Origin of the sequence: Candidatus Sarmatiella mevalonica, assembly GCF_016751895.1 — a bacterium.
In the GTDB taxonomy this organism is placed as follows: domain Bacteria; phylum Pseudomonadota; class Alphaproteobacteria; order Rickettsiales; family Rickettsiaceae; genus Sarmatiella; species Sarmatiella mevalonica.
Genome location: NZ_JACVVM010000006.1, coordinates 12,731 through 28,398 on the forward strand (window position 1 = coordinate 12,731; position 15,668 = coordinate 28,398).

Annotated in this window: 15 protein-coding genes; 13 read left to right on the plus strand and 2 right to left on the minus strand. The window is 38.8% G+C overall.

Translation table 11 applies throughout. The annotated features are described in order from the left end of the window. Positions 1-319 precede the first annotated feature (319 nt). Entirely contained in the window at positions 320-637 is a 318-nt protein-coding gene (locus Sarmat_RS01060) for a transposase (RefSeq protein WP_341826591.1), read from the plus strand. A 206-nt stretch (positions 638-843) separates the two neighbouring features. Further along, a complete protein-coding gene (locus Sarmat_RS01065; RefSeq protein ID WP_202149005.1) occupies positions 844-1,338 on the plus strand; it encodes a hypothetical protein in 495 nt (164 codons plus the stop codon). An 87-nt stretch (positions 1,339-1,425) separates the two neighbouring features. Here the strand turns inward: Sarmat_RS01065 and Sarmat_RS01070 are convergent, their stop codons facing one another. Continuing rightward, on the minus strand, positions 1,426-2,643 hold the full coding sequence (locus Sarmat_RS01070; protein ID WP_202149006.1) for a phage portal protein: 1,218 nt from the start codon (positions 2,641-2,643) through the stop codon (positions 1,426-1,428). Between the two features lie 191 nt (positions 2,644-2,834). Here Sarmat_RS01070 and era point away from each other — a divergent pair, with 191 nt between their 5' ends. From era to Sarmat_RS01105, 7 genes are all read left to right on the plus strand, one after another. Further along, positions 2,835-3,785 (plus strand): GTPase Era, encoded by a 951-nt coding sequence (gene era / locus Sarmat_RS01075; RefSeq protein ID WP_202149007.1) that lies wholly within the window; start codon positions 2,835-2,837, stop codon positions 3,783-3,785. Positions 3,786-3,899: 114 nt separating this feature from the next. Next, positions 3,900-4,115 carry a hypothetical protein gene (locus Sarmat_RS01080; RefSeq protein ID WP_202149008.1) on the plus strand — a complete coding sequence of 72 codons (216 nt, stop codon included), beginning with the start codon at positions 3,900-3,902 and terminating at the stop codon, positions 4,113-4,115. Between the two features lie 104 nt (positions 4,116-4,219). Next, complete coding sequence (locus tag Sarmat_RS01085; protein WP_202149009.1) at positions 4,220-6,163, plus strand: tetratricopeptide repeat protein; 1,944 nt, start codon at positions 4,220-4,222, stop codon at positions 6,161-6,163. Between the two features lie 516 nt (positions 6,164-6,679). Further along, positions 6,680-7,966: a tetratricopeptide repeat protein gene (locus Sarmat_RS01090; protein WP_202149010.1), complete on the plus strand. Its 1,287-nt coding sequence runs from the start codon at positions 6,680-6,682 to the stop codon at positions 7,964-7,966. Between the two features lie 1,388 nt (positions 7,967-9,354). Beyond that, positions 9,355-10,065 carry a hypothetical protein gene (locus Sarmat_RS01095; protein ID WP_202149011.1) on the plus strand — a complete coding sequence of 237 codons (711 nt, stop codon included), beginning with the start codon at positions 9,355-9,357 and terminating at the stop codon, positions 10,063-10,065. Between the two features lie 228 nt (positions 10,066-10,293). Beyond that, positions 10,294-11,160: a hypothetical protein gene (locus Sarmat_RS01100; RefSeq protein WP_202149012.1), complete on the plus strand. Its 867-nt coding sequence runs from the start codon at positions 10,294-10,296 to the stop codon at positions 11,158-11,160. A gap of 303 nt (positions 11,161-11,463) precedes the next feature. After that, positions 11,464-11,676 (plus strand): hypothetical protein, encoded by a 213-nt coding sequence (locus Sarmat_RS01105; RefSeq protein ID WP_202149013.1) that lies wholly within the window; start codon positions 11,464-11,466, stop codon positions 11,674-11,676. Between the two features lie 85 nt (positions 11,677-11,761). Here Sarmat_RS01105 and Sarmat_RS01110 read toward each other — a convergent pair whose 3' ends face one another. Then, positions 11,762-12,163: a hypothetical protein gene (locus Sarmat_RS01110; protein WP_202149014.1), complete on the minus strand. Its 402-nt coding sequence runs from the start codon at positions 12,161-12,163 to the stop codon at positions 11,762-11,764. Between the two features lie 578 nt (positions 12,164-12,741). Here Sarmat_RS01110 and Sarmat_RS01115 point away from each other — a divergent pair. From Sarmat_RS01115 to Sarmat_RS07020, 4 genes are all read left to right on the plus strand, one after another. Beyond that, positions 12,742-13,593, plus strand: a complete 852-nt coding sequence (locus tag Sarmat_RS01115) for a hypothetical protein (RefSeq protein WP_202149015.1) — start codon at positions 12,742-12,744, stop codon at positions 13,591-13,593. A gap of 74 nt (positions 13,594-13,667) precedes the next feature. Further along, the gene (locus Sarmat_RS01120; RefSeq protein WP_202149016.1) at positions 13,668-14,378 is read left to right on the plus strand and encodes a metal ABC transporter ATP-binding protein; all 711 of its coding nucleotides are present in this window, start codon (positions 13,668-13,670) and stop codon (positions 14,376-14,378) included. Then, positions 14,362-14,511, plus strand: a complete 150-nt coding sequence (locus Sarmat_RS01125) for a hypothetical protein (RefSeq protein ID WP_202149017.1) — start codon at positions 14,362-14,364, stop codon at positions 14,509-14,511. The genes Sarmat_RS01120 and Sarmat_RS01125 overlap by 17 nt, the downstream gene beginning before the upstream one ends. A 492-nt stretch (positions 14,512-15,003) precedes the next feature. Beyond that, positions 15,004-15,129 carry a hypothetical protein gene (locus tag Sarmat_RS07020; protein WP_279611722.1) on the plus strand — a complete coding sequence of 42 codons (126 nt, stop codon included), beginning with the start codon at positions 15,004-15,006 and terminating at the stop codon, positions 15,127-15,129. The last annotated feature ends 539 nt before the right edge of the window (positions 15,130-15,668 follow it).

Genomic DNA, 15,668 nt, shown 5'->3' on the forward strand with positions numbered 1-15,668 from the left:
GCATATCTTACCTTAAGTAGTTTTCTAGCTCATGCGCACCTTATCCGCGCTTGCATCATCTATGGGCTTGAGGCATGCGAGAGTCCTTTTTTCATTAGACCTCTTTTTCAAACTCTACGCCTTCATGACAACTGCGGTGATGCTGTCGATGCGTGAGTCCTCACTTAACTTCATGTAGGCTCAGAAGCTCTGTGCTTCGTATACTCCTTGCATTTGCCCATCATGGGCGAGTTTGGAAAGGGGGCTAATATAGAAAGTATATTTTGAGATGCATCTAATATATAGTAAATTAAGTTGAGATTATGTTAATCACACATCAATAGCACCAATGGTATTTAATGGTTCGTGTAATACACAATTAATTGAGACCTGGGTAGAGAAATTTCTAATCAAAGAACTAAAAGCTGGTCAAGTAGTGATTATGGATAATGCTGCATTTCATAAATCTCAGAAAGTTAAAGAGTTGATAGAATCTGTCGAGTGCAAGCTTGTATTTTTGCCTCCATATTCTCCAGACCTAAGTCCTATAGAAAAATTCTGGGCAAATATGAAACGTTGGATTAAGGACAGAATCTCTTCTTTTGATAAACTTTATGATGCTTTAAACCAATTCTTTGTCTTGCAGACCTCAACTTAATTTACTATAAGCTACCCGCTCTTGACTTATGTATAAAACACTAGTAAATTGAGCGACGTATTTTGATTTAATAATAACATAAATTAATATTTATCTAATTATTGATACTAAATAAATACACCGTAGTTTTATTAAATTATTAATTATTAATACTAAATAAATACACCGTAGTTTTATTAAATTATTCTAGAAGGTATATAAATATTATGCAAAATATTACACAAAAGTCATCGCTACAATGGAACGCGCTAAAATCACGAGTGATAAATAGCGATACAGCTTTGACTTCTACTGCGAGGGTGCCAAATACAGAAATTCAAAAGTTTTTAAATGCTTTCGAGACAGAAGATTCAAAAACGAAGACATTCTATGATCGTGTCGCTGAGTTATTTCAAAACAACGATAATGCAGGTACGACTTATTATTTGACCGCTCAGCTTCGTCTCGCATTAAAAGAGTCTATTATAAACGGTAAATATCAGCCAAAAGATCTGTCAGACGTAATAGTAGAGGTGCTGGATAGTGTTTGCGATAAGCGCAAGCAAGATTCGAAGCACCCAATGAGCGCCGCGTTGCAAGCAGCGCGTGGTCAAAACTTTGAACTACTTAGTGTTTTGATGACATCTATAAAGAATGGAGATGATGCATTATCGTTTTTCAAAGCTTATATGATACAAAGAGGAAAGCCGCAACAGGGGTAGAGAGCTGTGATGGGTAAAAAATAAGCGTTATCTAACCTAAGATGGGCAAGACTAGAGTTTCTCTGTCTGCCCTTGTTACTGCGCGTTTTAGGCTGTTGATAATTTATCTGCGTTTGCATCATCTATGGGCTTGAGGCCTGCAATAGTTCTTTTTTCATTCAAAGTCATAAAAGAAGCGCTCGATATTTTGCTCCATAGCTTTTGCCTTTTTCTGATTAATGCAGACACCGCATCTAAGTCAAAACTCAATGACAAATCTTGTTGATAAAAACACGAAAACCAATTGCTAAAAAAATCCGCAAGAATTTTTAGTTCAGGTATAATCTTCTCTTCCCATAAACTAATTCTTGCACGCTCTATATTATTATATTTATTTTCTCCGCCTGAAATGCCAAGTAGCTGTGGTGGAATGCCAAAAGCTAAGGCTATCTCTTTGCTAGCCATGTGCTTAGAGGATATAAAGTCCATATCTTTCGGATTAAAGCTAATCTCTTGCCATTGCAATCCTCCTTCTAGCAATAAAGGTTTGCCGCAGTTACGATATCCACTAAATTGCTGATACAACTCTTCTTTGATACGTTGAAACTGCTCTTCGCTTAAATATTTATTATCATCCTTTAAAATCAAGGCGCCGCTAGGCCTGGCTCCATTTTTGAGTAATGAATTATTCCATTCATTTGTAGCTTGTATTAGTTCTATAGATTGTTTAATGGTTTCTAATACAGAAAGTCCACAGTATGGATTATTTGGATTATAATTATATATATGTAGTATTTTACTTGTTCCGCTTATTGGATGTATCTTATAAATTACCTCTTTACCGTGAGCTCGATATTTATAACCCACTACCTCATGAGACTCTTTATGATATTCAAGGCTTATGCAGGATGGATGAAGTATGTGCAGCGAGCACAACGCATTAGCGCTACCCTTATTGCACAAACCAAGAACGTATGCATTACCAAATAGTAATTTGTGAGACATGATAGTACGCAAAAACTGCGCGTAAGAGGTGGTGTGAGTTGGTTTTTTTAACAACCGGTATAGTGGGTGTGCATTGGATGCACGCTTATCTTCTATATGAATGATCATTGGCACGTGGCTCACTGCGTTAGCTATCATATCTACGCAATATCGCACAAACACATTATTTTTATAAGAATTAATCTCGTTGTGTGCTAGAGTGTTAGAGCCAAATGCGCGACTATGCATCATATCCCCTAGGCCAAAATCATTATCATTTTTTTTGGTTATTGCATTGAAGAAATGATGGGGGCGAAAAAATTTTTTTAAATATTCAATCATATCTAATACCTAACTTTTGATTTTTATTATTTGATGCGGTTTTTATTTTATGTAGCATCAAGCAAAATATCAGATATTAACCCTAGCACTAAGCACTATGAATAAAGACGAAATTTGAGTTTGTTGATGAAGCTGTATATAATAAAAACAATATTTTCATTTACGTGTTAGTTCAAAGATATTATCCTTTCATGCAAAATAAAATCATCACTGCAGCTATTATTGGCAAACCTAATGCTGGCAAATCTTCCTTATTAAACCTACTGATTCGCGAAAAAATTTCGATTGTTACGCATAAGGTGCAAACCACTAGATCTATGATCACTGGCATTGTTACCATTGGTGATGTGCAGATTATTCTGCGCGATACTCCGGGTATCTTTTCGCCTAATAGGAGACTAGAAAAGGCGATGGTGAGGATGGCGTGGTCTTGTGTTTCTGGGGTGGATTTAGTGATGCTGATTTTAGATTCTACTCATGAGATGGACGAAGATACTATGGACCTTTTGAACACGCTACAAAAGCGTGCAATCAATCCAGTGTTTCTACTAAATAAAGTGGATTTGCCTCATAACATTTGCGATTCGCTAGAAGAAAAAATATTAGCTATGTTTCCTCAATCTCAATGCCTAAGAATTTCCGCCATTACCGGCCAAGGGGTTCATCAAACAAATTACGACGTAGTGAATGACGCTAACTCAGCAAAGCCTCACCAGTCCTTGCTAGACCTGCTACTTGCCAATGCGCACGTGGGTGAGTGGCTGTATCATGAAGATGAGATTACGAACCTGGATATGCGCTTTCTAACCCAAGAAATAACGCGGGAAGTATTGTTTTTTAATGTACATCATGAACTTCCATACGATTTGACTGTGGAAACTGAGCTGTGGGAAGAGGAGGTGAATGATCGAGATGAGCATGAGGTAAAGATTAACCAAGTAATTTTTGTTACGAGAGAAGGTCAGAAGAGAATTATAATAGGGCAGGGGGGGCAAATGATTAAAAAAATAGGTAGTATTGCTAGAACTCAAATAGAGGCGCTGCTTGGATATAAGGTGCATTTGTTTTTGTTTGTTAAAGTGAGGGATTGGCAGAATAATCCAGAATTTTATCGTAATATAGGGTTGAGTTTTAATGAGTAGTTTTCTATGAGGTAGTTCTTATATGCACTATTGTGGGGTTAGAGATGCATAACGCTAATACACTTAAAGAATAAAATAAAAAATAATACAATAGACCTCTTTCGAAACTCGCTCATGATGAGCAAATGTGAGGAGCATACGAAGCATAGAGCCGCAGCGTACATAAAGTACGTGAGGACTCGAGCATTGACAGCGACGAAGCGGTTGCCATCAGGAGTAGAGTTAGGAAAGAGGTGTATTCTCCTACTCCGACAAACTCATAGAAAAAGTATAACATGCACATATGAGGCTTGGAGTATCCGGAATCTACGCACAAATTACCATCTATAATAGAACTCCCCTCGAAGAAGTCTAATAAAACTTGCGCGAGAGATGTTTTGTATCATACAATCTATATCCCAGTAAATCCACTTTAAAACAATCAAGGTAAAACCATGCAAATACAACAAAAATTAGCTAACCGACAAATCTATAACCAATCCAACATTCAACGCGTATCTACAGATCAACAATCAAAATATATACTTTGGAAAATTGGATCAGTGGAGTTAAAGGTAAATAATGTACGTTGCAAACTCCGTGATCTTCAAATGGATAAAGAAAAATATCCAATTCCTGGGATGCGCAATGTACCAGAAGTGTGCGAAGCTTATGTATTATTCGATTTATTCAAAAAATTACATGAAAGTCATGCACAACTAGATCAAGAACAATTCGAGCAAAATTTACAATATGTTCAATTGTTTGCCAATCACTACATTCAACGCATGGTAAAAGACCCACATAGTCAAGTTAGAACCTTCGTTTCAAGATTAGAATATTATAACAAAATCGCAGATAACTTTGAAATTGCTAGCTTTGGTGTTATAGAACACAAGGAAATATTGCGTGCGTTTAGAGCCTTTAGCTCTGGAGATCTATCAACGCTCAAACGATTACATTCGAGAGAATTTAATATATCAAATTTGGTACAGTTTGATCAAAAAAATGCTATGCCTGAGTGGCAAAAAGTTTGTAAAGCAAAAGATTTAGAGCTAGAGATTTTTACCGAAAGTATGATAGCAGTTTGGGGCAAGAGTTACAAAGAGCTGTCAACGCATGAGGCTCTCACGTTACATTTGCTAAACAAAGCAGAAAACGCATTGAGAGTAGGTGATGTTATGAGCTTTAATGAGTTTTCTGCATGCTTAATAGCATTTCGTTTAGAGCGAGAAGAAGACGTAGAGCGAATAGGTTATCAAGAGTGGTGTGATTATGACGAACGCATTTATGATAGTGCCACCCTCATGAAGTCTCTAGACGAACACACTACTTATGAAAGCAATATAGAGGAGTATTATTATAGGATAGATTTGTATTTTTCTCGATGTTTCCCAACTGTTTATAATGAAGGAGTGCCAGATGACCTCTCATTCAACGAATGGCGTGATGTGTTAATTTCTGCGTATCTCACAACAAATTCAGTGCCTCGCAAAATGAATGAATTATTGTTTGGCATATATAGAGATGGTGATGTCAAAGCTTTTCAGCGCGTGTTAGAGCACTATCCAGCTGATGTGCCAATGCGCGTGTTATATGAGTATGCACTCAATGTTGGAGAGTTGCGTATTGGAGAAGACTCGCGTCATCCTAAGGTAATACAACAACATGAAAGGCGCGCTCTGCAACAACTACACCATCAACATCAAAGCCAGCTGGGTAGCTCCATAAGCGCTGCTCGTATTAATGTTGGTATCGCATTTTTGGAGTTAGGAGATTTTAACGGAGCGCTTGAGTGCTTTTGCAAAGCTATAGAGCTTAACCCAAACAATGCTGATGCTTATGTTGGCAAGGGCAATGCAGTTTTGGCATTAGCAGCGCTCAGCAAAACTTCGCAAAAACTAGAGAAACTTCATGAAGCAGCTCAGGCTTTTCAACAAGCCATAAGAATTGATCCGGAAAATGTTGATGCTTATGTTGGAATGGGCAATGCATTTGAGAAATTAGGATATCCCGCTAAAGCAGCTGAAGTTTTTAAGCAAGCCATAAGAATTGATCCGGAAAATGCTGATGCTTATGTTGGAATGGGCAATATATTTTTAAATCCGAAGAAAGACCAAGAAGCGCTGCGAAATTTTAACTTTGCAATAAACCTTAACCCGAAAAATGTTAACGCTTATATTGGTAAGTGTAACGCGCTTTTGAAGTTAGGGAATACTGACGAAGCGCACAAGGTGCTTGAGCAGATTAAAGAGCTAAAGCAGTCTTCGCAATTAAAGACCGATGCTCTAGGGAAAAAAATAGAAGTACTAAAAGAGAGGCGAGGAATGTTAGAGGAGGTTATAGCGCAGCAGGTGCAGCAAGCGCAGGTGCAGGTGCGGCAGGTGCAAAAAATGTAGCGAGTGTCCGTAATGCAGAGCGCGGAAGGTCGCGGTGTACGCCGAAAGAAAGCGCATGAAACTCTTAGCTGGACCTAGCATGCAAATTACTATTAGACCTCTTTCTTAGCTCTACTTGGGCGGCATGCGACGCGTCGCTTATCGATTCGAAACCCTCGCTTCACCTCATGTACGCTGCGGCTCTTGCGCTTTCATTTGCTCCTCGCATTTGCTTATCATGAGCGAGTTTGAAAGGAGATCTATTCTAGTAGTAGAGTTTTTTTAAAAGTCTATTGGATATTAATCACAACCTTGCGTTTTGAGCCGAATGTCAACCAATAGTTGTATTATTATATCATAAGTGATACAATTAAGTATGTGCACTATTTTATTAAATCTAGCTAAAAACCTTGATTTAACAAAATAGTATTGCGCGTACTACGAGAGGATGAATTAATTACATGAGGTTATTATGAGTAAGGATCACTGGACAAAATATTTTGCGAAGAACGAGCTGAGCGACGACATGCTGCTAATATGCGGCAACAGAATGAGCAGCGAGAACTAGATGCGCTCATTACAAGAGGCCAAGAGCATTTGCAAGCAGAAAAATATCAAAACGCAATTAGCGTATTTGAGCATGTATGGAGTAAATTAGAGAAATCCAGTGTCTCGATTGATCGAGAGACGAAGTCTGACATCTATCGCGACATGGGCAAAGCGTATTTTGGATTAGGAGAGTTTAAGAAAGCGGAGCAGAGTTTTGATAATGCTATTGCGAATAGTAGTAGTGATTCAGCGGCTGAGAATGCTGAGATAATAGCTGGCGCTTGTTTGGAAGCAGGCGCGCCGGAACTGGCTGTTGTTTTTTTTGACTATGCTATAAAATATGGTAAATCAGATATACAGCGACTTCAAATGCAGCATGATCACTGGCAAGCACCAGAAACAAAGATTTTCACACAGAAATATATAAGAAGTCGCGATGATACGTCTGTTAAGTACTATGATCGTTATGCCAAGGGATATAAAAAGATATTTGATGAGCTTTCAGGCGCTAATGCAAAAAATATTAATCGTTACATTAAGAAAAGTGATGCACTTTTAAAGTCAAACAAAGTTGATAGAGCCGCACAAGCTCTTGATAAAGCGCAGGAAGCTTTGACGATAGTTAAAAATGCTCTTGATCAGACTGAAGTAGACTCTCTACAAGACAAAATTAACGAAGCTAAGAATGTAATGCAAGCGCCAAGAGCTACGCAAGAGATCCAATCAGAGTATACGAAACGGAAGATAGCAGAGCGAGAGCTGACAGAAAAAGCTAGCCAGAACCTCAAAGACCTTATCAAATACAACGCGAGCTCAAGAGTCGATGAGAATAGTCGGACGTATAACTTCCAAAGCCATAGGACGCTTGCGCAGAAAGATTGCGGTGCAGTGTATGATCAGAATAGTGGGCAGCAAAGAGCTAATGCAATGCAGCAGCAGTTCCAGGAGCACACGCAACGAACACAAAAAAATCAGCCAGGAGAGCTCCCGCCTATTGATCTCCAAAACAAAAAGCAAATAAAGCAGAGCTTGCAGTATCTACGGCCTCCAGGGTCACGCTATGATGGTGAGAGTCAGAATACTGGGCAAGATTTTCAGCAAGAATTTAAGCCTATACGATTGCCGATTCCAGAACAGCTCGACAAACAGAATATTGCGCGGAACCAAGCAAAGGAAATGCAGAATGGCTTGAATCAGCAGAGTGGCCAACCGCGGGGATCCAGCGCCTTCAAGATTAAAAGATATACGGAAAAACAGAGAGGCGGTATTAATTAAAAACTCAAACTAGGGCGATTTGCGATAATTCTTGAATTCTTATCTCAAGTTGCTCTGCTTGAGAAGATATATTATGCTATCTTTTTTAGTCAAGATAGTAAAGAAAAAATAATTGATTATATATGATTGTATATTTAGCAAACAAATAACTATTAGTTAGTATATTAGACCTGTTTTCCACACTCGCTCATGAGGAGAAAATGCAAGGAGCGTACAAAGCGCAGAACTCCCAGCATACATAAGGTATGTGAGGATTCGAGCATTGGCGCGACGCATCGCATTGCCGTCAAGAGTAGAGTTTAGAAAAGAGGTCTTTTTAGTTAGCAGAGGATGTAGAGCGTGCTGCATTAATCAGGCGCAGTGCCACACGCATCTTTTGGTTGTTGGCCGCTAGCGTAGCGCTGTGTTTTGGCTTTGTTGCGATGAATGCGCAGTTGAGAGAGTCGTTGTGGCTGGCGTGAGGAGCGGTGGTGGAGAATTACAACGCAACTTTTGGTTTTAGGATAAATTTAAAATAAAGTAGATCACACCTCTTGCGTCGGTCAAAAACTATCGTTAAGATCGAGCTGGATATTGATATCATACCCTTTGTTGTTTTATGTTTTTTAACTAATAGACCTCTTTCTTAGCTCTACTCCTGATGGCAACTGCTTCGTCGCTTCGATGCTCGAGTCCTCACGTACCTCATGTATGGCCGCGGCTCTGTGCTTCGTATGCTCCTCGCATTTGCTCTTAATTGAGCGAATTTGGAAAGAGGTCCAATGACTAACTAATAATTAAAGAGGTAGTTTTATGCAGTTTAATCCAATGAATGTAATCCGCTTCGCATTTTTTGCTTCATATTATCATATAATTTACGCTACCTCAAGCTAATTTAGTATAGCGAAAAAGCGCGGGATCTACAATTATCAAAAGATTTATATTATCAGAATATGCCTAAAGATGATCCGGCGAAGGCAGCGATCTATGCGGCTAAATATCATTATATGAGTAGAGATTAAAAATCTAAAAGAGCGATGCTTAAATAATTGCTATCTTGCATTAAACCTCTTGCAAAACTCGCTTATGAGGAGCGGATGAAAGCGTAGAACTTTGAGTGTAGATGAAAATCAGTCAAGATTTGGACATCAACAGCGAAGCGCAGCCGCGATCAGGAATAAGAGTTTTGTAGAGGTCTGTTGACTCTACTGTTCTATACGTTATATAGGGAGTCTCTAAGTTTGTTAATTTTTAATATTTGACATTATATAAGTTAGGAACTAAATATAACATCTATGGCCTTCGATAACTCAACTACACCAAGCCTGAAAAGCGGAGTGGAGGTGATTAATGACCTATTCATCTGCCTTTTATTCTACTGTTGCGTCTTGTTCTCGGCAAACTCACTCATGTTATTCACGAGTTCGAAGGAGTTGTTTGCTGATAATTGCACTCTCTCCTTATGTTTTATTCCCGTTGTATATAACCTTTTGCTCTGCATAGCCGCCTTGCTTTTTGCTCGACTCAACTGCCGCCCAATGATGCTGGGTTTGTCGCGAGGGCAGGTAAGGTTTGTGTTTTATACGATTCTAGTAGGGTTTGTCGCAATATTTTGGTTATTTATATTCAAGTATGTCGGCGGGGTTCAAGGAGTGTACGCCAAAAACCTACCAACTTTCTTTCGAGCGATTTTTTTATCCTTTGGCACAATAATTTTTATAACTTATAACTTCTCCTCCGTGATGTTGCTAAGTGAGTTAGCATATTTATCCAAAATACAAGCATCTAAAATTTCTAAGTATATCAGGATGTTTGCTACGTTTTGCCTTGCTATCTACACAGTTGTGTTGATATGGCCCAGCTCGCAAATCTTGCTTATACAAAAGATAGTGCCAAGCTTGTGCATATGGCTTGCGCTCTGCCTCGCCCCTCCATACCTTTGGTTCATACGCAAGAGCTTGCATGTCTACTTTAGCCAGCAGCATGAGGATGCGCAGAATGCTGCATTAATCAGGCGCAGTGCCACACGCATCTTTTGGTTGTTGGCCGCTAGCGTAGCGCTGTGTTTTGGCTTTGTTGCGATGAATGCGCAGTTGAGCGCGTCGTTGTGGCTAGTGTGAGGAATGGTGGTGGAGAATTGCAACGCAACCTTTGGTTTTAAGGATAAATTTAAAATAAGATAAAATAAAAATACATTCGCACCTCTTGCGTCGGTCAAAAACTATCGTTAAGATTGAATTGAACTTAGAAAATGCATCCACTGCTTGAGGTAAATTTTTTAATTTTTCTCTATTTTTTCATTCAACTACTCATAAAAAAATCACTTGAACTCAGTTGCCTGCCTTAGTATGCTCGATTTAGAAACTTCTAGCGTAGATCAGCGCATCTTCGTTGATCTGTTCGCATGCATTTTATTATGCAGCCTACTAGTACTATCATATGATGTCAATCTCTGGTTGCTCTGGCAAGATAACCTTGCACCAACTGCCCACCATATACTAGAGTGCGTGATGTATCTATTACCAGCGCTATCTACCCTATGCGTCTGCATTGCATCTTGGTGCTTCACTCGGCTTATCGCTACTCCCACTCCAGCAGCTGGGCAGCAAGCACAGCGCCACCTTGCTGGCCGAGCAAAGTTCATGTTTCGAATAATCTTAATACCATGCGCACTCTCCACTTTTAACTTTATAGTAGGGCGCATCGCGTATCTCAAACCGGAATGGTATAGCGCAGTCGCGCCATCTCTTGCATCGATGCAGAGCATCTTTTCAGTTATCTCTAGCATAGCGTCTTTAATATTGCTACTCCAACTCCTCCTTACCTCCGGGGTGCAGATGTCGGAAAAGCTGCGTGGCGCAAGGGTGTTTTATATCATTCAGGCTCTGCTACTGCCAGCGCTCGGGAGATTTGTATTGCCTCGACTCTGGCTAAATAGTTTTGTGCAAACCGCTGTCGATTGCTCTTTAGATGAGGCAGCGAGTGTGATGGCTACCTTAGCGCTTTACGTTATTGTGTTTTATGTGATGATTTGCTCGTATAAACCTTTAAGCAATTATTTATTGCATAATTTATCTCATGATTTATCGCATAGCGTTAGAAGCCAAATGCGATGTTATGCTATGCGCGCTTTTTGGTTCGCGATGGTTGGCATGATATTGTGTTGGACGGGGCTGTTCTTAACAAGTTTTTATACGCAAATGCTCAATGTTTAAGGTTTGATGTTTAAAAGCTAGCGCTATCTTAAGCTCTGGTTGCTAGCTGCTAGTGTAGTGTTGTGCTTTGGTGTTGTTATGATGAATGCGCAGTTGAGAGAGTCGTTGTGGCTGGCGTGAGGAGCGGTGGTGGAGAATTACAACGCAACTTTTGGTTTTAGGGTAAATTTAAAATAAAGTAGATCACACCTCTTGCGTCGGTCAAAAACTATCGTTAAGATCGGGCTGGATATTGATATCATACCCTTTGTTGTTTTATGTTTTTTAACTAATGACTAACTAATACATTAAAGAGGTAGTTTTATGAAGAGTAACGGTTTAGGAGGGGGTTTTGGAGGTTTTAATTCTATCGTAAGAGGTGGTCAGACCGCATTCAATGGAATTAATAGCGCTGTTAATCAGCATAGCAAGGATTTAGCGAATGATCCATATTACAAACATATGCCTAAGGATGATCCAGCAAAAGCAGCGATGTATGCTGCTAAAAATCACTGGATGAGCCCGGATGATCTGTAAGATCTGAATCACGCGGTGCGCTCTGCTGTGAGCGTGCTGCTCTGCTAATCTCTTAGCAAGTTTATCTCGAATTCCATCATTTTCATCATATGTATCTGCGTATGCTAAGTTTAAAAACTTCTCGCATAGACCAACGCTTCGCTATTGATCTGTTTGTATGTATTCTACTATGCAATCTACTAGTATCATCGTATGCTACGCAGTTTTTATTTCTGTGGGCAGACAAACGCGCACCTTCTGCATATCGTCCATTGGAGTGGATCCTGCCTTTTTTGCCAATGCTATCTATCTTGTGTGCCTGCGTCGGATCTTGGTACTTTGTTAGGCTTGCAACTACTTCAGTCTCTGCGCAGCAGGTTTTAGCGTTCCTTGCGCGCAAAGCAAAATTATCCTTTACAGTGATTTTGATGTTATGCATCTGCTTCATCTTAGTCTTTGTAATAAAGTATTTCGTACATGTTAAGCCAGAATTGTGTAATGCATTCACCCGCTTCTTCGTGATGCAAAGTAACTTTCGAGTGATTGACGGTCCAGCATCTTTAATATTGCTACTCCAACTCTTCCTTGTGCCCGGTGCGCAAATATCTAGAGGATTGTACGTTGCAAGAATGTCTTATCTTACTATTGAGTTGCTATTTCCTCCAGTGATAAAGTTTGTGCTACCTATGCTCTGGCTTGATGGTTTTACACTGAGTGTTACAGGTTGTTCTTTAGATAACGCGATATCTACGTTTACTACTTTAATATTCTACATAGTTATGTTGTATATCATGATTTTTTCCTATAAATCCTCAAGATATTATTTATCGCATAATATTAAAAATGGGATGAAGTGTTATGCTTTGTATGTTTTTTCGCTTCTTATAACTACTATGATATTGTGTTGGACTGGACTGTTCTTAACAAGTTTTTATATGCAAATGCTCAATGTTTAAGGCTTGATGTTTAAAAGCTAGCGATATCTTAAGCGCTTAGCTTTATTAAAGTATGAATATAAAAAATATAGATATTAAATCTTAAAATCTTAAATTATAAAATCTTAGATTATTAAATCTTATAAAATTTATGAATACCGCAGTAACTTCTTCGCATAACGCACCTTCGCATCATGCGCCTGCCTTAGAAAGCAGAGGGCTGGGCTATTTATTCGCTGGCATTTGGTGTCTGCTATGCATATCATCTATGCGCAACGTTTCTCTGCTCTTAAGCAAAACCGCCCCCACTCCCTTCGCTAATCACTCTCAAAGCTTAATAGCCATCATCCCCATCGCATGCGATTTGTGTATTTGCTTGGCCGCATGGTTTTTAGTGCGCGCCAAACACCTGCCGGTTATTCGGGCCCTTTCAACTAACGCGCCAAAATATTATACATATTATGCAACGCACATGTTCTGTGCTGCGCTAATATGCTGCATCTCTACCATTTGGCTATTTATATTTAAATTTTGCGTAGATAATAGCGATCGTAATTACGTACTCACCTCCTCAATATTCGCCTACTCTGGGGTGTTTATATTAGTAGCGAATGTAGTGGTATGTTTTGTATTGCTACCCCTTGCCTCCCCTCCAAAAATTAAGGAAATGTTAGATTTTGATTATACCTTAATATTACTGCTCAGTCTTTTGTGCGGTCCTATAATAGTTATACCAGTTATGATTTTTGCCATCTCGTCATGGCCAAGTGTTTTTGAACGCTTTCAAGATATCTGGCATGGCTTAGCGAACGCACAAACATATAATTTGTTAATATGCGTATGGCTGTTTATTTTTTCGATCTATACATTGTTTATGTATAAACGCCTAAATATTTGCGCGATGGGTCAGTGTTGGAGCGAGGAGAGAATGACAAGTTATTTATTTATGATAGCATTGATGTTAATGATATTTTATAGCTGCTGTAGCGTATCTTTTAATTAAATTTTCTGCTAATCTTGTTTGCGCAATCTATATTTTGCAAGTTATCTTGAATCTACACATCGGGCATTATACAAATGCATAAGGACCATAAACACGCGGTATTTTTATCAGCAATATCTAAATCATTTCATAAGAGGAGAGTATTAGACAATATAAGTTGTATTCTCGAAAAAGGTACCATCACTAACATCATAGGCCCGAATGGATCAGGCAAAACAACCTTGGCGCGCATCATTGCTGGTTTAGAGAAAATAGATCAGGGGCGAAGGTATGTGTATACTAATAACATAGCATATGCACCTCAGAAACTCACGATGAATCATCATATACCTATGCAGGTTGAATGTTTTATTAAGCTTATTTCTGGGAGCGATGGCGGGGGGATGAGTGACAAGCTGAGAGATTTTTGTGGTTTTTGTGAGATTAAGGGTAGGGATGTGCATTCCTTGTCCTTGGGCCAGAAACAAAAAACCCTGATAGTTGCGAATTTATTAAAGAATAGCAACCTCATCATTTTAGATGAACCAACGCAATCTTTAGATTTAATCAGCCAAGAACTCTTCTATGAACTAGTAGAAGAGTTAAAGACTAAGCATAACAAAACCATCATTATGGTTTCGCATGATTTGCATGTGGTGATGAAGAAATCAGATAAGATTATTTGTATGCATAATCATATCTGCTGCCAAGGCAATCCTAGCGACATCATCGCAGATCCTGCGTTTTTGAGTATTGCACCGAGTATGGGGTTTTATACACATAAAAACCATGAGCATATGCACTGATTTATGCATTTTTCCTTGCATGCAGGTTTTTATCAAAATCTTTATAGTTAGTTTTAATAGACCTCTTTCCAAACTCACTTATGATGAGCAAATGCAAGAGGTATACGCAGCGCAGAGCCGTAGCTATACATGAAGTTAAGTGAGGATTCGCGCATCGACAACTTCGCTGCAGTTGCCATCAGTAGTAGAGTTTGAAAAAGAGTTCTAATGTTTTAACCAACGCTTTGTTTGTCTTTTGGAAGATTTTGTTGTCAAAACTCATAGTACCCTACATTTTTTTGAACTCGCTACTTAAGAGTGCAAAAAAGAGGGCGTCGGATGGTATTAAGTTGTGAGATAATGTCTCGATAAAGCGCTTCACGGTTGTACGAAAGCAGGATTTTAACCTATCAAAGCCTAAGGTAAAAAGGGACCAAATAGGAACTTTACCTCTTCTTTTTTCTTCATTTGTATCTTTTGATAGCCGGCTTCTATTAATCCTTGTTTAATAATAATTGCAGCCGAAATTGCGGCTAAGGCGATCAATTTTTTATACCTTTCATGGCAAGTTATACGGCTTTTTTCAATAGACCTCTTTCGAAACTGTGATATATGTGTATACTCAAGCTAGGTCAATAAAAATATTATGGTTTTGCAATTGAAATATGAACAAGTGAAGATTTTATCAGATGATCAATTCAGAAGATTAAGAACCAGTCACGCAAAACATTTAACTAACCTATTCAGCATAATTTTTGTGAAAGCTAATTGAACAAAAGCCTTAGCGGATGAAGGGGAAATCTCATAATCCTTGGACAATCTTCTGAAATTACCCAGCTACGCAAACGAGCGTTCCACAAGCCACCGCCATTGCTGAACCTTAAACCCCCCTCGTTCCGTCCACCGGCTTGACAATGCTCAGCAAACACCCCTGCGTATGCGCATAAAGGGACCGTTGTAAGATGAGATTTTAGAAAATTTTGTAGTTAAAATTTTTGTTTGAGTGATTTTATAAGGATTTTGCTATTAAAAACTGCATAGTTTTTTAGTCAAATCAGAAATTAATCTCATTTTTAGCTGTTTTAGTTTTGTTATAAGCCTAAATAGATGTATTTTTACCTGTTTTATGCAGCAAGGACGGTTAAACGCTTTAAATTAAAACAGATTGCATTCATAAATTAAAACAGATTGCATTCATAAATTCAGCAAATTGATTTTTTGCTATTCCTACATATCGCAGTCGTTTATTATCCTGAGCAAACACCCTTTCGAAAGGAGATCTAATGTAAGTATAATAGCGGTCGAGATCAA